This window comes from Salmonella sp. SAL04214 (assembly GCF_046550615.1).
Classification (GTDB): Bacteria; Pseudomonadota; Gammaproteobacteria; order Enterobacterales; family Enterobacteriaceae; genus Salmonella; species Salmonella enterica.
Window position 1 is genome coordinate 416,442 of sequence record NZ_JBGDXT010000003.1, and the last position, 16,687, is coordinate 433,128.

The following is a 16,687-nucleotide window of genomic DNA, read 5'->3' on the forward strand; positions in this document are numbered from 1 at the left end:
AACACAAAAAGCGTTGAGGAACTGTGTGATGATCGTTTTAGTAACTGGAGCAACCGCAGGGTTTGGCGAGTGCATTGCACGCCGTTTTGTTGAGAATGGACATAAAGTCATTGCCACGGGACGTCGTCATGAACGCCTGCAAGCGTTAAAAGATGAGCTTGGCGAGAACGTATTGACCGCCCAACTGGACGTGCGCAACCGCGCGGCCATCGAAGAGATGATGGCCTCTCTGCCTGCGCAGTGGCGCGATATTGATGTGCTGGTCAATAACGCCGGTCTGGCGCTGGGCCTTGAACCGGCGCATAAAGCCAGCGTAGAAGACTGGGAAACTATGATCGATACTAATAATAAAGGCTTAATTTATATGACCCGCGCCGTGCTGCCAGGAATGGTCGAACGTAATCGCGGTCATATCATTAACATCGGTTCAACCGCCGGCAGTTGGCCTTATGCTGGTGGCAACGTCTATGGCGCGACGAAAGCCTTTGTGCGCCAGTTTAGCCTGAATTTGCGCACGGATTTACACGGCACGGCGGTTCGCGTGACCGACATTGAACCGGGTCTGGTTGGCGGTACCGAGTTTTCCAGCGTCCGTTTCAAAGGCGACGATGAGAAAGCGGGTAAAACCTACGAAAATACCACCGCGCTCACGCCAGAAGACATTACCGAAGCGGTATGGTGGGTGGCCACACTCCCCGCGCATGTGAATATTAATACCGTTGAAATGATGCCTGTTACCCAATCCTTCGCGGGGCTCAGCGTCCACCGTAGCTAAGAGGTTATACCCGGTCTGCGGGCCGGGTAATCCCTGGCAAACGTATCTGCAACCAAGAACATGATCGGTATAGACCACCACGGAAAAGTGGTAGAGTATCCGGGTCAACCGCCTAAAAAGTAAGAATGAATGACCGTCGAAACGCAGCTTAACCCTACACAGCCTGTCAACCAGCAAATTTACCGTATTCTTCGGCGTGATATCGTGCATTGTCTGATCCCGCCTGGCACGCCGCTATCAGAAAAAGAGGTCTCAACCCGTTTTAACGTTTCGCGTCAACCGGTGCGCGAGGCTTTTATAAAGCTGGCGGAAAATGGGTTGATTCAGATCCGCCCTCAGCGCGGTAGTTATGTGAATAAGATTTCGCTTTCTCAGGTACAGAATGGCTGTTTTGTACGGCAGGCGATCGAATGCGCGGTGGTCCGCCGTGCGGCGGCGATGATCACCGACAACCAGTGCTATCAACTGGCACAAAACCTGCACCTGCAACATATTGCTATCGAGCGCAAACAGATTGATGATTTTTTCCAGCTTGATGACGATTTCCACCAAAAGCTGGCGCAGATCGCCGATTGCCAGTTAGCGTGGGATACCATTGAAAATATCAAAGCGACAATTGACCGGGTTCGCTATATGAGTCTGGATCATGTTTCTCCGCCGGAGATGTTGTTGCGCCAGCACCATGATATTTTCTCCGCGCTGGAAAATCGTGACGGCAATGCGGTTGAGAGCGCAATGACCCAGCATTTGCAGGAAATTAGCGAATCCGTTCAGCTTATCCGTCAGGAAAACAGCGGCTGGTTTAGCGAAGACTAACCCCCTTTAACGTCAGGGTGAGACGCCTTCTCCGCTTTCTCACCCTGCACATTCCCGCCTAAAAAGCCGTGAGCTTGATCAAAAACAAAAAAAATCCGCAACGATAAGCGTATTTATATGTCGCCCGTCATGCGGGGAAACCTGCGGGCTTTGGCAGTAAGTTTGAAAGGAGAAAACACCATGATGACATACGATCGTAACCGTAACGCAATCACTACCGGCAGCCGGGTCATGATAAGCGGCACGGGTCATACCGGGATTATCAAAGCCATTGAGAGCGAAGGTCTGGATGCAGGTCAAATTCGCCGCGGCAAAACGGTGATTGTCGAAGGTTGTGAAGGTAAATTCGCGCCGGTCGAACTGATTCGTCTTGGCATGAACTGATACCACTGGCCGCTAAGAACCGCTCCGGCCTTCCCGGTAGCATAATGCTACCGGGTCTCTGTTGCGCTACTTCAACCGCTCGGCATATTTCGCCACGCTCGCTTTCGCGCCATATGTCAGTAAACTGTCATAGGCTTCTTGCACTTTTTGCGTAAACCGCGCCGCCTGCGGCAAATCGTTGCCGAAAATTTCTGCCATTCCCAGCAGCGCCTTAACACGACTGGCGCCTTCTTCACTGTTTGCCACGGCGCGCTGAATAACCGGCAATAGCGGATCGCTAATATCGATGGCCTTGCCCTGCTCATCCACGCCGCCAACGTAACGCATCCACCCCGCCACGCCCAGCGCCAGCAAATCAAAATCGCTATGATTAGCAAGATGCCAGCGAACGGAGTCCAGCATACGCTGCGGAAGTTTCTGGCTGCCATCCATCGCAATCTGCCAGGTACGATGACGCAGCGCCGGATTACGGTAACGCGCAATCAACTGATCGGCATAACGCTGTAAATCTACCCCCTGGACTTTCAGCGTTGGCGCCTGCTCGCGTAACATTAACGCCTGCGCGGTCAGACGATAGTTGTCGTCAGCCATGCAGTCATTAATATGCTGATAGCCGGCAAGATACCCCAGATAAGCCAGGAATGAATGACTGCCGTTAAGCATTCGCAGTTTCATCTCTTCAAACGGAACCACGTCGGCGACCAACGTCGCGCCCGCGTTTTCCCACTGCGGACGACCCGCCACAAACGTATCTTCTATCACCCACTGGCGAAACGGTTCGCAGGCGACGCCCGCCGGATCGCGCACGCCGGTCAGTTGTTCGATTTTATCCAGCGTCTCCGGCGTGACCGCAGGGACAATCCGATCAACCATGGTTGACGGAAATGTCACGTTTTGCTCGATCCATATCGCCAGTTCCGCATCCACCTCCCGGGCGTAAGCCGTCACAACCTGACGCGTCACATGCCCATTTTCCGGCATGTTATCGCAGGACATCACGGTAAATGCCGGTAAGCCTGCGGCTTTACGACGCGCTAACGCTTCGACAATAATACCCGGTGCCGTTAGCGGTTGATGCGGATTTTGCAGGTCGGCTGCAATCATGGGATGCTCCAGCAGAAGTTGGCCCGTGGCTGGCGAATGACAATACCCTTTCTCGGTAATGGTCAGAGACACAATCGCTATCTGCGGTTCGCACATCGCCGCCAGCACACGTTCCAGACCATCAACCTGGACATGCAACGCCGCTTTGACGACGCCCACCACACGCGCCGTCCAGGCATCCGCCGACATCTCCGCCACGGTATAGAGGTTATCCTGCTGCTTTAGATCGGCAATCTGCTGTTCGCCGCCAATAAGATTAACCTCATAATAGCCCCAGTCGCTATGCTGCTCCGCAGCCAGAATATCTGTATAAACCCCCTGATGCGCGCGATGAAACGCGCCAAAACCGAGATGGACCATCCGCGCCGCCAGCGCCGCGCGATCGTAATCAGGAAGCGTCGCCTTTGCCGATAAAAGCCTGTTTTGCATTTTATAACCTCTATATTCTGAAAGCGGAACAGTCGCAGAGTAACGCCTGCCCTGGTGCATTTGGATTTACGCTAATTAAACAAAAGTGACCGGACAGCATGGCCGAAACCGCATTAGCGTTCCGGCCATACCGTCGACACGATTTAACTCGTCTGGGTTGCGGAGTGGCGTAACTTCTCTGCCGCTGTCGCTTCCGCCGCATCCTCAGGCAAACTCAGGTCGCGATCTCTGACCTCCGGCATCAACAACGCAGAAATCAGACCAATACACGAGTAGAGCACCAGCATAATTAAGATGGGCAGCCAGGAATCGGTCATGTTACAAAAGATCCCCGCAAGAACAGGGCCAAAGCCAACCGCCACCAGGCCTCCTGCCTCTTTTGAAATCGCCATCCGGGTGAAGCGATTACGCGATCCGAAAATTTCCGCCATGGTGATGTTTTCCAGCGCAAACAATCCCAGCACGGCAAAGTTATGAATAACAATGAGCGCCGCCATAATTACGCCAGGGCTATACGTTTTATCTACCACAATAGACAGCATCGGCCAGGCGAGAATAATCGCGGAGATATTCAATATTATATACGGCAGCCGACGACCGTATTTATCGGACAACCACCCCAAGAGTGGGATAGTGATAAAACCAATTACGGAACTTATCATTAACGCATCGGTTGGGATAGATTTGTTAAATAATAACGTCTGAACCAAATATCCGGCAAGGAAGGTTTGAATAAGCCCGGAATTCCCCGCTTGTCCAAAACGTAAACCGGTGGCCAGCCAGAAAGATTTGCTGGTAAACATCGCGCCCAATGTATTTTCTGACGCAGGCGTTAACGCTGGCGATTTTTCACCTTCGCTTACTTTTTCGAATACCGGACTTTCTTTCAGATTCATTCGCAGCCAGATCGCGAATATCATAACAACGACGCTCGCCAGGAAAGGAATACGCCATCCCCAGGCGATCAGTTGTTCGCGTTCAAGCGCAAAGAACATCACCGCCCAGATCGCCGTCGCGCTCAACGTACCGCAGTTGGTGCCCATCGCGACCAGCGAGGAAATGATGCCACGCTTTCCTTTCGGCGCATACTCGGCCAGCATAGTACCCGCACCGGAAATTTCCGCCCCGGCGCCCAGCCCCTGTATAATTCGCAATGTCACCAGTAATACTGGCGCAAAAATGCCGATTTGCGCATACGTCGGCAGTACGCCAATCAGCGTGGTGCAGATCCCCATCATGGTGATGGTAATAAACAATACTTTTTTTCGTCCGATGCGGTCGCCCATTTTACCAAAAACAAAGGCGCCGATAATTCTGGCTATATAACCTGCACCATAGGTGCCCATTGCCAGAATAAGCGCCATCGCGGCAGACTGTTCCGGGAAAAATATTTCATGGAAGACCAGAGCCGCGCCTAGTGAATATAACTGAAAATCCATAAATTCAAGCGCGGTGCCTAACCAGCCAGATACGGCAGCGCGCACTAAATCCTGAGTCGATCGTTCATGCTTTATTTGTGTCATATAGGCAATCTCTAAGAGGTAAGATGCGTACCACTTACTCGCAATTATTTATATTATTTCGCAAACGTGAGTAAGACTTTGCAGCATTGACGCTGGTCTTTCTCGAAAAGCTCAATCGCGTCGGTGACATGTTGATAATCAAATGTATGCGTTATCAGCTTATCCGGATCAATAAGCCCTTTATTCAGCCAGTCAATCACGACCGGGAATTTATTGGCATTAAGACGCGATGAATAAATAGCCAGCTCTTTTCCGGTAATACCCTGCTGTACAATCTCACACGGGTCGCTGGAAAATCCCATCAGGACAATGCGTGCCGCAGGCGATGCAAGGGTAATCGCCTCTTGCAGGATAGCGGGATGACAGGCGGCATCGACAATCAAGGTCGGTTTTAGCGCCTTCTGCTGTAGAAATTCCGCCAGTGAATGTTGAGCATTATTGAGGGTCCAGTCAGCGCCGCTCTGCTTCGCCATCGCTAAACGCTCTTCAATGCGATCAACGACTATGACCGTTTTAACCTGATAAACCCCCTTCAGCGCCTGTACGGTCGTCAGTCCCATCGGGCCTGCGCCATAGATAAGCGCCACGTCCTGCTCGGTCGGATTCGCTTGCCCCGTCACATTTGCCGCAATGGTAAATGGCTCAACCATGACGGCATGATGATCTGCGATGTTGTCCGGTATGCGATGAGCATTACGGGCCGGCGCCACCGCATACTCGCTGAAACCGCCGTCACGATGCACGCCCAGCACCACCAGCGAGGTACACACATTGGGTTTACCGACTGAACAAGGGTAACAATGCCCGCAACTGATCACCGGATCGACGGATACCCGTTCTCCTATCCGGTCGCGATTGACGTTGTCGCCTACCGCGTCGATGACACCGAAAAATTCATGGCCTATGACACGGGGATATTTTGCAAAGGGATTATGTCCCCGATAAATATGGCTATCGGAACCGCAGATACCCGCCAGTTTCACTTTAATGCGAACTTCGCCCGGCGCAGGCTGCGGAAGCGCGCGCGTTTCGATAGTTAATGTATTCGGTTTTTCGATTACGATGCTTTTCATTTTTCGCTCCTTACCAGTTCCACAGTGTGCCGTCTTCCAGGCGGGCCACCGGCAAATAGGCTGGATCGTACGGATATTTCGCCGCCAGTTTTTCATCGAACTCAATGCCCAGTCCTGGCTTGTCGCCCGGATGCATATAGCCGCCCTCGAACGTCCAGTTATGCGGGAAAACCTCCAGCATCTGTTCGGAGTAGCCCATAAACTCCTGCACACCAAAGTTAGGCACCCACAGGTCGAAATGTAATGCCGCGGCCATACAAACCGGCGACAGATCGGACGGCCCATGCGAACCGGTACGCACCTGGTAGAGCGAGGCAAAATCGGCAATGCGGCGCATCCCGGTAATACCACCGGCATGGGTAAGCGTGGTGCGGATATAGTCAATCAATTGCTCTTCAATGAGCTGTTTGCAATCCCAGATACTGTTAAAGACTTCGCCTACCGCAATCGGCGTGACCGTATGCTGGCGGATCAGGCGGAAGCACGCCTGATTTTCAGCCGGCGTCGGGTCTTCCATCCAGAACAAACGATAGTCTTCAATACATTTGCCAAAGCGGGCAGCCTCAATAGGCGTCAGCCGGTGATGCATATCGTGCAGAAGATGTTCATTAAAACCGAACGTATTACGCACGGTGTCAAACAGCTTTGGCGTAAAATCGAGATACTTTTCCGTTGACCACAATTGTTCTTCCGGCCACTGACCTTTTGTCGCGGGCTCATAGGCCAGCCCCTTGCCTTTCGCCATGCCGTAGGTGGTTTTCATCCCCGGAACGCCGCACTGCACGCGGATTGCTTTGAACCCTTGCTCTTTATGACGCGCGTAGTCTTCCAGCACATCGTCGATGGTGTGGCCTGTGGTATGGCAATACACCATGACGCCTTCACGCGAAGCGCCGCCGAGTAACTGATACAACGGCATATTGGCGGCTTTGGCTTTAATATCCCATAGCGCCATATCAACCGCGGAAATGGCGGACATGGTGACAGGGCCACGGCGCCAGTACGCGCCTTTGTAGAAGAACTGCCAAATATCTTCGATGCGGCGAGCATCCCGCCCGATGAGCTGTGGGCACAGGTGATCGGTAAGGTACGAGGCCACCGGGAGCTCGCGTCCGTTCAGGGTGGCATCCCCCAGACCGGTGATCCCGTCTTCCGTGGTTATCTTTAAGGTGACGAAGTTACGCCCTGGACACGTAACAAAAACTTCAGCCCCTACAATCTTCATTTTTATTCCTTACATCGCATTATGGGATGCAGGAAATTTACCCAACTGAGCTACTACCATACAAGTATATTGATGTAAAAAGCGCTGCCAGATCACAAAATGTTCTGGTCGCGCGGCAATGTTACGTACGTCCCCATCCGACGACGATAATCAGCATTCCACACAGCGCGATCAGCGCGCCGCACCAGTCATAAACCGTGAGCCGGACGCCATCGACAACACGTAACCACAGGAGCGCAGTACAGACATATACCCCACCGTAAGCCGCATAAACCCGCCCACTCGCCGCCGGATGCAAGGTCAAAAGCCAGACGAATAACGCAAGTGACGCAGCGGCGGGCAGAAGCCACCACACGCTGGCGCCGCGCTTAATCCATAGCCAGGGAAGAAAACATCCAATGATTTCACAGAGGGCGGTGACAAAGAAAAGCAGAGTCGTTTTTAGCATGAGATTCATTTGGTTACGAAATGATAAGTGATAATACAACAGAATATCGTTACGGTTATCCGGCCATTCTTGTGTATATGCCAGGCATAAGGATTGGTGTAGAATTTACAGGTGGTTTACCGCTTTTTCCCCTCTAATGAAAGGATGTTGTGATGAACAATACGCTGAGCAAACGCCTGTGCCTGACGGCAATGCTTACGTTGGCGGCCGTTGTATATACTACTTCCGCATTCGCTGAAACCAGTAAACTGGTGATTGAATCGGGAGATAGCGCACAAAGTCGTCAGGAAGCGGCGATGGAAAAGGAACAATGGAACGACACTCGCAGTCTGCGCCAGAAAGTGAATACCCGCGCAGAAAAAGAGTGGGACAAAGCCGATGCCGCCTTTGATAACCGCGATAAATGCGAGCAAAGCGCCAACATCAACGCCTATTGGGAACCCAATACGCTGCGGTGTCTGGATCGTCGTACAGGTCGCGTTATTACGCCCTGATGCAGGATAACTAAAAGGAAGTGTAAGGATACAGTATGACAAGTGACTACAAGGTCAGACTGCGCCCGCTTGAGCGTGAAGATTTACGATTTGTCCACCAGCTTGATAATAATGCCAGCGTTATGCGTTACTGGTTTGAAGAGCCGTATGAGGCTTTTGTCGAACTGTCGGATCTCTACGACAAACACATCCACGACCAAAGCGAACGGCGCTTTGTCGTCGAATGCGATGGTGAAAACGCCGGGCTGGTGGAACTGGTGGAAATTAACCATGTGCATCGGCGGGCGGAATTTCAGATTATTATTTCGCCGGAGTACCAGGGAAAAGGCCTGGCGTCACGCGCGGCCAAACTGGCGATGGATTACGGATTTACCGTACTCAATCTCTATAAATTGTATTTGATCGTCGATAAAGAGAATGAAAAAGCGATTCACATCTACCGTAAACTCGGGTTTAGAGTAGAAGGCGAGCTGATTCATGAGTTCTTCATTAACGGCGAATACCGTAACACCATCCGCATGTGTATCTTCCAGCAGCAGTATCTGGATGAACATAAAACGTCCGGTTCTACGCTCCTGAAACCCACCGCGCAGTAAACGCGGCGCGGCAGTCACGGAGAGTCGCACCGCGCCCGGTTTAGTAGTAATCGATACGATTTTTAATGGTGTAATGGTGGGACACTGCCGGCTTAACGCTCTCATCGACGATAACAAGCCGGCAGTCAACAGGGTTCGCGTACGCATCATATTCGCAGCTCTGTGTGACGTTGCCGACCTGTCGATCATCCACCCGGCTGACTGCCGTGTAATCCAGCTTTTTACGCGGGTCTGCGGAGGGTTTTGCCGTCACAGAGAGCGTATTCTGCGAGTTTATGGTTGTCTTACCTAGCGGATAACCTTCGCTATCATAGCGATACTCGACTTTCATCTCTTTGCCCGTCGCCGATACCACAAAACCGTTGTCGTCCGTTTCCCAGGTCACGCCCGCCGAAGGCAACGCCGCCAGCTGGCACTTCCCCTGTAACTGCACCTTTTTTTCCAGCGTCTGAGCATCCCGGTAATAATTGGCATCCAGCACGAGCGCCAGCCCCGTATTATTCTCCAGATCGTGTAACTCAAGCGTATCAAAACAGCCTTCCTGTGAAAGCGTACCGGTGACCTGCTTCGCCACTTCGCCATTCTCACTCATCAATGTCTGGCTGAAATCCTTTACCGGACCACGTAATGGATCAAAATCAAATTCGTTCGAAAAACTGGCCATTTCCGGCGTAAAAGACTCAAGGGATTTCGGGTTATCACAACCTGCCAGTATCATGCACAATAACGTCAGTAAAAGGGGTTTCTTCACGCGTGTCACCAGGATGAAAAGATATTTATCATCATATTAGCAAATACAGTTATTTACACGAAAAATGCTAAGCTTAGAACATCGTCATTAATCACAGGAGTTCATGATGAAAATCGCAACTGCAATAGCCGCTCTGGCGTTAGTCAGCGCCCCCTCGCTGGTGATGGCGGCACCGGGATCGTGCGAGAGAGTAAAAAGCGATATTGAACAACGTATCATCAATAACGGCGTGCCGGCGGATAATTTTACGCTCACTATCGTTCCTAACGACCAGGCCGATCAGCCGGACTCACAGGTGGTGGGCCATTGCGCGAACGACACGCATAAAATTCTTTATACCCGCACCAGCAGCGGCAATGCGCCAGCCAATACCTCTCCCGCTCAGGACGGTTCATCCGCCGAACCGCAATAACCTCCTCCTGCCCTCCGGGTCCGGAGGGTAACGCTCTTTGACATGGATTAATAATCCTTACTCCCAAAGGGGTAAACTCATTACATCATTAGCATGTTAATAATTTCGTTATAGTTATCAATATATAGCGAAATAATAACGACAATGGAGTGAGTGATGCCCGGAGAAAAGCAACAAACAGGCGTTAGCCGCAGGACGTTAGTGAAATCAGCGGCGCTTGGCTCACTGGCGCTGGCTGCCGGAGGCGTATCTTTACCGTTTGGGATGCGTACCGCGGCCGCGGCGGTGCAGCAGGCTATACGCAACGAAGAAGATAAAATCGTCTGGGGCGCCTGTTCGGTCAACTGCGGCAGTCGCTGCGCCCTGCGTCTGCATGTAAAAGATAATGAAGTCTGGTGGGTTGAAACTGATAATACTGGCGACGATGTCTACGGCAATCATCAGGTTCGCGCCTGTCTGCGGGGCCGTTCAATCCGTCGGCGCATTAACCATCCGGATCGCCTTAACTATCCCATGAAACGCGTTGGCCGCCGCGGCGAAGGCAAATTTGAACGCATTAGCTGGCAGGAAGCACTGGACACCATTAGCGCCAGCCTGAAAAAGACCGTAGAGACCTACGGCAATGAAGCCGTTTATATCCACTATTCATCCGGCATCGTAGGCGGCAACATAACCCGCTCGTCGCCTGCCGCCTCGCCGGTGAAGCGTTTGATGAACTGCTACGGCGGTTCGTTGAATCAATACGGCTCATACAGTACCGCGCAAATTTCTTGCGCCATGCCCTACACCTATGGTTCCAACGACGGCAACAGCACGTCTGATATCGAAAACAGTAAACTGGTGGTCATGTTCGGCAATAATCCGGCTGAAACACGCATGAGCGGCGGCGGCATTACCTGGTTTCTGGAGCAAGCGCGTGAACGCTCAAATGCGCGCATGATCGTGATAGATCCGCGCTATACCGATACCGCTGCCGGACGTGAAGACGAGTGGATACCGATTCGCCCCGGCACCGACGCCGCGCTGGTGGCGGGAATTGCCTGGGTATTGATTAACGAAAATCTCGTTGACCAGCCTTTTCTCGACAACTATTGCATCGGCTACGATGAAAAGACCCTTCCGGCTGACGCGCCCCCCAATGGCCATTATAAGGCTTATATTTTGGGCCAGGGCGAAGACGGTATCGCCAAAACGCCGCAGTGGGCATCGCATATTACCGGCATCCCCGCCGATCGGATTATCAAACTGGCGCGCGAGATAGGCAGCGTCAAGCCGGCCTACATCTGTCAGGGTTGGGGCCCGCAGCGTCAGGCGAACGGCGAACAAACCGCTCGCGCCATCGCCATGTTACCGATTCTGACCGGCAACGTCGGCATTCATGGCGGTAATAGCGGCGCACGCGAATCTACTTACACCATTACCATTGAACGTCTGCCGGTCCTGGAGAATCCCGTTAAAACCGCCATCTCCTGCTTTAGCTGGACGGACGCCATTGCGCGCGGCCCGGAAATGACCGCCCTGCGCGACGGCGTACGCGGCAAAGATAAGCTGGATGTCCCGATCAAATTTCTATGGAACTACGCTGGCAACACCCTGATTAATCAGCATTCGGATATTAATAAAACCCATGAAATTCTTCAGGATGAAGCGAAATGCGAAATGATTGTGGTCATCGACAATTTTATGACCTCTTCCGCGAAGTACGCCGATATTTTACTGCCGGATCTCATGACCGTCGAACAGGAAGATATCATCCCCAATGATTACGCCGGCAATATGGGATATCTGATTTTTATCCAACCGGCGACGACGCCTAAGTTCGAGCGCAAGCCCATCTACTGGGTACTCAGCGAAATCGCCAGACGCCTCGGCGACGATGTGTATCAGCGGTTTACCGAAGGCCGTACACAGGCGCAATGGCTGCAATATCTGTACGCCAAAATGCAGGCAAGAGATCCGGCATTGCCCGCGTATGACGAGCTAAAAAAAATGGGCATCTATAAACGCAAAGATCCCAACGGCCATTTTGTCGCCTATAAAAAATTTCGTGAAGATCCGCAGGCCAATCCGTTAAAAACGCCGTCCGGTAAAATCGAAATCTACTCGAGCCAACTCGCTCACATCGCCAGTACCTGGGAGCTGGCGGAAGGCGACGTGATAAGCCCACTGCCGATTTATACCCCTACTTTTGAAGGATGGGACGATCCGAAACGGAGCACCTTCCCGCTACAGCTGTTTGGCTTTCACTATAAATCCCGTACCCATTCAAGCTACGGCAATATTGATGTTCTGCAGGCCGCCTGTCGCCAGGAGGTGTGGATAAATCCGCTCGATGCGCAAAAACGCGGTATCGCGAATGGCGATAGGGTTCGCGTCTTTAACGATCGTGGAGAGGTGCGTCTACCCGCCAAGGTCACGCCGCGTATTCTGCCGGGCGTCAGCGCGATGGGTCAGGGCGCATGGCATAATGCGGATATGGCTGGCGATAAAATTGACCACGGCGCCTGCATCAATACGCTCACGACGCTGCGTCCTTCCCCCCTGGCAAAAGGGAATCCTCAACATACAAATCTGGTGGAAATCGAAAAAATCTAAGCCGCCTGCTCCGGGACGTTTTTACGCGCCCGGCGCTCCCCGTTTTGCGAACACAACGACATTTAAAACTCTTTTTTGGATGAGCATAGTGAGCTGTTATGAAAATCACCAACCCTGAGGCATTAATGGCGGCCAGTATCAGCCGACGAAGCCTGGTGAAAACCTCCGCTATCGGTAGCCTTGCGCTTGCCAGTAGCGCTTTCACCCTTCCGTTCTCCCGCATCGCCCACGCCGCAGCAGACCTCGCATCTGGCAATGTGGCAGAAAAAGCGGTCTGGAGTTCATGTACCGTTAACTGCGGCAGCCGCTGCCTGCTGCGCCTGCACGTAAAAGATGACACCGTATATTGGGTTGAATCAGATACCACGGGCAACGATGAATATGGCAACCATCAGGTACGCGCCTGCCTGCGCGGTCGTTCTATTCGTCGCCGGATGAATCATCCCGATCGCCTGAAATATCCGATGAAACGCGTTGGTAAACGAGGAGAAGGCAAATTCGAACGTATCAGTTGGGATGAAGCGTTGGATACCATCGGCGATAACCTGAAACGTATCCTCAAGGATTACGGCAACGAAGCGGTACATGTCCTTTACGGTACCGGCGTGGACGGCGGCAATATTACCAATTCTAACGTACCGTATCGCCTGATGAACGCCTGCGGCGGCTATCTCAGCCGTTACGGTAGCTACAGCACAGCCCAAATCAGCGCGGCCATGAGCTATATGTTCGGCGGCAACGACGGCAATAGTCCGGATGATATCGCCAATACAAAACTGGTGGTGATGTTTGGCAATAACCCCGCGGAAACACGTATGAGCGGCGGCGGCGTGACATACTATGTCGAACAGGCGCGCGAACGCTCCAACGCCCGGATGATCGTCATTGACCCGCGTTATAACGACACTGCCGCCGGCCGCGAAGACGAGTGGCTGCCGATTCGCCCGGGTACCGATGGCGCGCTGGCGGCGGCAATCGCCTGGGTGCTGATTACCGAAGATCTTATTGATAAACCGTTTCTGGATAAATACTGCATCGGCTACGACGAAACCACTCTGCCCGCCTCGGCCCCGCGTAACGCGCACTATAAAGCCTATATTTTGGGTCAGGGCGAAGACGGTATTGCTAAAACGCCGCAATGGGCCGCGCAGATTACCAGTATTCCGGCGGAAAAAATCATTCAACTGGCGCGGGAAATCGGCTCGGCGAAACCGGCTTACATTTGCCAGGGCTGGGGACCGCAACGCCACTCTAACGGGGAGCAGACCGCACGCGCAATCGCCATGCTGTCTGTACTCACCGGTAACGTCGGCATAAATGGCGGTAATTCCGGCGTGCGCGAAGGCACCTGGGATCTGGGCGTCGAATGGTTTTCTATGCTGGAGAACCCGGTAAAAACCCAGATTTCGGTCTTTACCTGGACCGACGCTATCGATCATGGCGCGGAAATGACCGCCATACGCGACGGCGTGCGGGGAAAAGACAAGCTCGACGTGCCGATCAAATTTTTGTGGTGCTACGCCAGTAATACGCTGATCAATCAGCATGGCGATATCGCCCACACCCACGAGGTGCTTCAGGACGACAGTAAATGTGAAATGATCGTCGGCATCGAGCACTTTATGACTGCGTCGGCAAAATATTGCGACATTCTGCTGCCTGATTTAATGCCGACCGAGCAGGAAGATCTGATTTCCCACGAATCCGCAGGCAATATGGGCTATGTCATTCTTGGTCAGCCCGCCACCTCGCCGAAATTTGAAAGAAAGCCCATTTACTGGACGCTCAGTGAAGTGGCTAAACGGCTTGGTCCGGACGTATACCAGACCTTCACAGAAGGCCGCACGCAGCATGAGTGGGTCAAATACCTGCACGCAAAAACCAAAGCGCGTAACCCGGAAATGCCGGATTACGAAGAGATGAAACAGACAGGGATTTTCAAGAAAAAATGCCCGGAGGAGCACTACGTCGCTTTCCGCGCCTTCCGCGAAGACCCTGCCGCCAACCCACTGAAAACGCCGTCCGGTAAAATCGAAATCTATTCCGAGCGTCTGGCAACCCTCGCCAACACGTGGGAGCTGAAGAAAGATGAGATTATCCATCCTTTACCCGCCTATACACCAGGCTTTGACGGTTGGGACGATCCGCTTCGTCAGCGCTACCCGCTACAGCTAACCGGCTTCCACTATAAAGCGCGTACCCACTCCAGCTACGGCAATATCGACGTCCTGCAACAGGCGTGTCCGCAGGAGATCTGGATCAACCCAATTGATGCGCAAGCGCGCGGCATTCAGCACGGCGACACCGTGCGGGTCTTTAACCAGAATGGAGAGATGCTCATTCCGGCAAAAGTCACGCCGCGCATATTGCCTGGCGTCACCGCTATCGGCCAGGGCGCCTGGTTAAATGCCGACATGTTTGGCGACAAAATCGATCGCGGCGGCTCCATTAACATTCTGACGTCGCACCGGCCTTCCCCACTGGCGAAAGGTAATCCGTCACACAGTAATCTTGTTCAGGTTGAAAAGGCGTAAGGAGTAACCGATGACAACCCAGTATGGATTTTTTATTGATTCCAGTCGTTGCACCGGTTGCAAAACCTGCGAACTGGCCTGCAAGGACTACAAAGATCTCACTCCCGACGTCAGTTTCCGGCGGATATATGAATACGCAGGTGGCGACTGGCAGGAAGATAACGGCGTCTGGCACCAGAACGTCTTTGCCTACTATCTCTCCATTTCATGCAACCACTGCGAAGACCCGGCCTGTACCAAAGTCTGCCCGAGCGGCGCGATGCACAAGCGCGATGACGGTTTTGTGGTGGTGAATGAAGAGGTCTGTATCGGTTGCCGCTATTGCCACATGGCCTGCCCGTACGGCGCGCCGCAGTACAACGCGGCCAAAGGTCATATGACCAAGTGCGATGGCTGTTATGACCGGGTGGCGGAAGGCAAGAAACCAATTTGCGTGGAATCCTGCCCGCTGCGGGCGCTGGATTTCGGCCCGATAGACGAACTGCGCAAAAAACACGGTGAGCTGGCTGCCGTCGCGCCGCTGCCGCGCGCGCATTTCACGAAGCCGAATATTGTGATTAAACCCAACGCCAACAGCCGCCCGACCGGGGACACTACCGGTTATCTGGCCAATCCGAAGGAGGTATAAGATGGGAAGTGGATGGCATGAATGGCCGTTGATGATCTTCACGGTCTTTGGTCAGTGCGTGGTCGGTGCGTTAATCGTTAGCGGACTGGGCTGGCTGACGGCAAAAGACGATACCATCGCCCGTCAGCGCATCGTGCGCAGCATGTTTTTTCTGTGGCTGGTGATGGGACTGGGATTCCTCGCGTCGATTATGCATCTCGGCTCGCCGATGCGCGCGTTTAACTCGCTTAACCGCGTAGGCGCTTCCGCTCTGAGTAATGAAATCGCCGCAGGATCGGTGTTCTTTGCCGTAGGCGGCATCTGGTGGCTGGTGGCGGTACTCGGTAAAATGCCCCCGGCGCTGGGTAAAGTGTGGCTGCTGGTCAGTATGGCGCTCGGCGTTGCATTCATCTGGGCAATGACGCTCGTTTATCAGATAGATACCGTGCCAACCTGGTATAATGGCTACACCACGCTGGCCTTTTTCCTCACGGCATTCCTGTGCGGCCCGGTGTTTGCGGCGCTACTGCTACGCATCGCGCGCGTCCCATTTTGCAGCGTGACGTTTGCCAGTATTAGCGGCCTGGCGTTGGTGGTGTGCGTGGCGGTCATCGTACTACAAGGACTGTCTCTCTCAACCATTCACAGTTCCGTGCAACAGGCCAGCCATCTCGCACCGGATTACGGTATGCTACAGGTCTGGCGCATTGTCTTGCTTGCTGCCGGATTAGGCTGCTGGCTATGTCCGCTAATTCGTCGCCGCGAACCGCATACCGTTGGTTTGCTGCTCGGTGTCGTGCTGGTGCTGGCAGGCGAAATTATTGGCCGCGGACTTTTTTATGGCCTGCATATGACCGTAGGTATGGCCGTCGCAGGTTAATTTATGCGTGCGGGGCGACCCGCACCTTTCGGGATTGTTTG

16 protein-coding genes are annotated in these 16,687 nt (G+C 53.1%); 10 read left to right on the forward strand and 6 right to left on the reverse strand.

Translation table 11 applies throughout. The features are described 5' to 3' along the window. Window positions 1-28: 28 nt before the first annotated feature. The 3 genes from ydfG (at window position 29) to ydfZ (ending at window position 1,975) form a co-directional block, all read left to right on the forward strand. On the forward strand, window positions 29-775 hold the full coding sequence (gene ydfG / locus ACLJQD_RS07770; protein ID WP_000636564.1) for a bifunctional NADP-dependent 3-hydroxy acid dehydrogenase/3-hydroxypropionate dehydrogenase YdfG: 747 nt from the start codon (window positions 29-31) through the stop codon (window positions 773-775). A 129-nt stretch (window positions 776-904) separates the two neighbouring features. Then, a complete protein-coding gene (locus ACLJQD_RS07775) occupies window positions 905-1,591 on the forward strand; it encodes a GntR family transcriptional regulator (RefSeq protein ID WP_000215562.1) in 687 nt (228 codons plus the stop codon). 180 nt (window positions 1,592-1,771) lie between these two features. Beyond that, entirely contained in the window at window positions 1,772-1,975 is a 204-nt protein-coding gene (gene ydfZ / locus ACLJQD_RS07780; RefSeq protein WP_000989267.1) for a putative selenium delivery protein YdfZ, read from the forward strand. Window positions 1,976-2,041: 66 nt separating this feature from the next. Here ydfZ and ACLJQD_RS07785 read toward each other — a convergent pair whose 3' ends face one another. The 5 genes from ACLJQD_RS07785 to ACLJQD_RS07805 all read right to left on the reverse strand — a co-directional run bounded on the left by ACLJQD_RS07785 (window position 2,042) and on the right by ACLJQD_RS07805 (window position 7,777). Continuing rightward, on the reverse strand, window positions 2,042-3,508 hold the full coding sequence (locus ACLJQD_RS07785) for a mannitol dehydrogenase family protein (RefSeq protein WP_001181240.1): 1,467 nt from the start codon (window positions 3,506-3,508) through the stop codon (window positions 2,042-2,044). Window positions 3,509-3,651: 143 nt separating this feature from the next. Further along, window positions 3,652-5,031: an MFS transporter gene (locus ACLJQD_RS07790; RefSeq protein WP_000192118.1), complete on the reverse strand. Its 1,380-nt coding sequence runs from the start codon at window positions 5,029-5,031 to the stop codon at window positions 3,652-3,654. Between the two features lie 53 nt (window positions 5,032-5,084). After that, window positions 5,085-6,104, reverse strand: coding sequence for a Zn-dependent oxidoreductase (locus tag ACLJQD_RS07795; protein WP_017441369.1), 1,020 nt, complete (start codon window positions 6,102-6,104; stop codon window positions 5,085-5,087). A gap of 10 nt (window positions 6,105-6,114) precedes the next feature. Then, window positions 6,115-7,329 carry a starvation-sensing protein RspA gene (gene rspA / locus ACLJQD_RS07800; RefSeq protein ID WP_017441370.1) on the reverse strand — a complete coding sequence of 405 codons (1,215 nt, stop codon included), beginning with the start codon at window positions 7,327-7,329 and terminating at the stop codon, window positions 6,115-6,117. A gap of 121 nt (window positions 7,330-7,450) precedes the next feature. Then, window positions 7,451-7,777: a YnfA family protein gene (locus ACLJQD_RS07805; RefSeq protein ID WP_000921382.1), complete on the reverse strand. Its 327-nt coding sequence runs from the start codon at window positions 7,775-7,777 to the stop codon at window positions 7,451-7,453. Between the two features lie 152 nt (window positions 7,778-7,929). Between ACLJQD_RS07805 and ACLJQD_RS07810 the strand changes: the two genes are divergently transcribed. Then, on the forward strand, window positions 7,930-8,271 hold the full coding sequence (locus ACLJQD_RS07810; protein WP_001066440.1) for a DUF1283 family protein: 342 nt from the start codon (window positions 7,930-7,932) through the stop codon (window positions 8,269-8,271). A 35-nt stretch (window positions 8,272-8,306) separates the two neighbouring features. Beyond that, a complete protein-coding gene (speG, locus tag ACLJQD_RS07815) occupies window positions 8,307-8,867 on the forward strand; it encodes a spermidine N1-acetyltransferase (RefSeq protein WP_000199997.1) in 561 nt (186 codons plus the stop codon). A 40-nt stretch (window positions 8,868-8,907) separates the two neighbouring features. Here the strand turns inward: speG and ACLJQD_RS07820 are convergent, their stop codons facing one another. After that, complete coding sequence (locus ACLJQD_RS07820) at window positions 8,908-9,618, reverse strand: YnfC family lipoprotein (RefSeq protein ID WP_000743122.1); 711 nt, start codon at window positions 9,616-9,618, stop codon at window positions 8,908-8,910. A 103-nt stretch (window positions 9,619-9,721) separates the two neighbouring features. On the opposite strand from ACLJQD_RS07820, the gene ACLJQD_RS07825 reads away from it, so the two are divergent. From ACLJQD_RS07825 to ACLJQD_RS07845, 5 genes are all read left to right on the forward strand, one after another. After that, window positions 9,722-10,030 carry a DUF1161 domain-containing protein gene (locus ACLJQD_RS07825; RefSeq protein WP_000975516.1) on the forward strand — a complete coding sequence of 103 codons (309 nt, stop codon included), beginning with the start codon at window positions 9,722-9,724 and terminating at the stop codon, window positions 10,028-10,030. 156 nt (window positions 10,031-10,186) lie between these two features. Beyond that, window positions 10,187-12,625 carry a selenate/tellurate reductase subunit YnfE gene (gene ynfE, locus ACLJQD_RS07830; RefSeq protein ID WP_017441042.1) on the forward strand — a complete coding sequence of 813 codons (2,439 nt, stop codon included), beginning with the start codon at window positions 10,187-10,189 and terminating at the stop codon, window positions 12,623-12,625. Window positions 12,626-12,723: 98 nt separating this feature from the next. Next, the gene (gene ynfF, locus ACLJQD_RS07835; protein ID WP_017441041.1) at window positions 12,724-15,159 is read left to right on the forward strand and encodes a selenate/tellurate reductase subunit YnfF; all 2,436 of its coding nucleotides are present in this window, start codon (window positions 12,724-12,726) and stop codon (window positions 15,157-15,159) included. A 10-nt stretch (window positions 15,160-15,169) separates the two neighbouring features. Further along, on the forward strand, window positions 15,170-15,787 hold the full coding sequence (gene dmsB / locus ACLJQD_RS07840; protein WP_000213069.1) for a dimethylsulfoxide reductase iron-sulfur subunit DmsB: 618 nt from the start codon (window positions 15,170-15,172) through the stop codon (window positions 15,785-15,787). Between the two features lies 1 nt (window position 15,788). Then, window positions 15,789-16,646 (forward strand): dimethyl sulfoxide reductase anchor subunit family protein, encoded by an 858-nt coding sequence (locus tag ACLJQD_RS07845; protein WP_000534698.1) that lies wholly within the window; start codon window positions 15,789-15,791, stop codon window positions 16,644-16,646. The last annotated feature ends 41 nt before the right edge of the window (window positions 16,647-16,687 follow it).

What these genes read in the sequence shown, in the direction of transcription:
- rspA (WP_017441370.1), bottom strand. Translation starts at nt 7,329, where the DNA reads ATGAAGATTGTAGGGGCTGAAGTTTTTGTTACGTGTCCAGGGCGTAAC.
- ynfE (WP_017441042.1), top strand. Translation starts at nt 10,187, where the DNA reads ATGCCCGGAGAAAAGCAACAAACAGGCGTTAGCCGCAGGACGTTAGTG.
- ACLJQD_RS07845 (WP_000534698.1), top strand. Translation starts at nt 15,789, where the DNA reads ATGGGAAGTGGATGGCATGAATGGCCGTTGATGATCTTCACGGTCTTT.
- ACLJQD_RS07825 (WP_000975516.1), top strand. Translation starts at nt 9,722, where the DNA reads ATGATGAAAATCGCAACTGCAATAGCCGCTCTGGCGTTAGTCAGCGCC.
- dmsB (WP_000213069.1), top strand. Translation starts at nt 15,170, where the DNA reads ATGACAACCCAGTATGGATTTTTTATTGATTCCAGTCGTTGCACCGGT.
- ACLJQD_RS07795 (WP_017441369.1), bottom strand. Translation starts at nt 6,104, where the DNA reads ATGAAAAGCATCGTAATCGAAAAACCGAATACATTAACTATCGAAACG.
- speG (WP_000199997.1), top strand. Translation starts at nt 8,307, where the DNA reads ATGACAAGTGACTACAAGGTCAGACTGCGCCCGCTTGAGCGTGAAGAT.
- ACLJQD_RS07805 (WP_000921382.1), bottom strand. Translation starts at nt 7,777, where the DNA reads ATGCTAAAAACGACTCTGCTTTTCTTTGTCACCGCCCTCTGTGAAATC.
- ACLJQD_RS07775 (WP_000215562.1), top strand. Translation starts at nt 905, where the DNA reads ATGACCGTCGAAACGCAGCTTAACCCTACACAGCCTGTCAACCAGCAA.
- ACLJQD_RS07810 (WP_001066440.1), top strand. Translation starts at nt 7,930, where the DNA reads ATGAACAATACGCTGAGCAAACGCCTGTGCCTGACGGCAATGCTTACG.
- ynfF (WP_017441041.1), top strand. Translation starts at nt 12,724, where the DNA reads ATGAAAATCACCAACCCTGAGGCATTAATGGCGGCCAGTATCAGCCGA.
- ydfG (WP_000636564.1), top strand. Translation starts at nt 29, where the DNA reads ATGATCGTTTTAGTAACTGGAGCAACCGCAGGGTTTGGCGAGTGCATT.
- ydfZ (WP_000989267.1), top strand. Translation starts at nt 1,772, where the DNA reads ATGATGACATACGATCGTAACCGTAACGCAATCACTACCGGCAGCCGG.
- ACLJQD_RS07785 (WP_001181240.1), bottom strand. Translation starts at nt 3,508, where the DNA reads ATGCAAAACAGGCTTTTATCGGCAAAGGCGACGCTTCCTGATTACGAT.
- ACLJQD_RS07790 (WP_000192118.1), bottom strand. Translation starts at nt 5,031, where the DNA reads ATGACACAAATAAAGCATGAACGATCGACTCAGGATTTAGTGCGCGCT.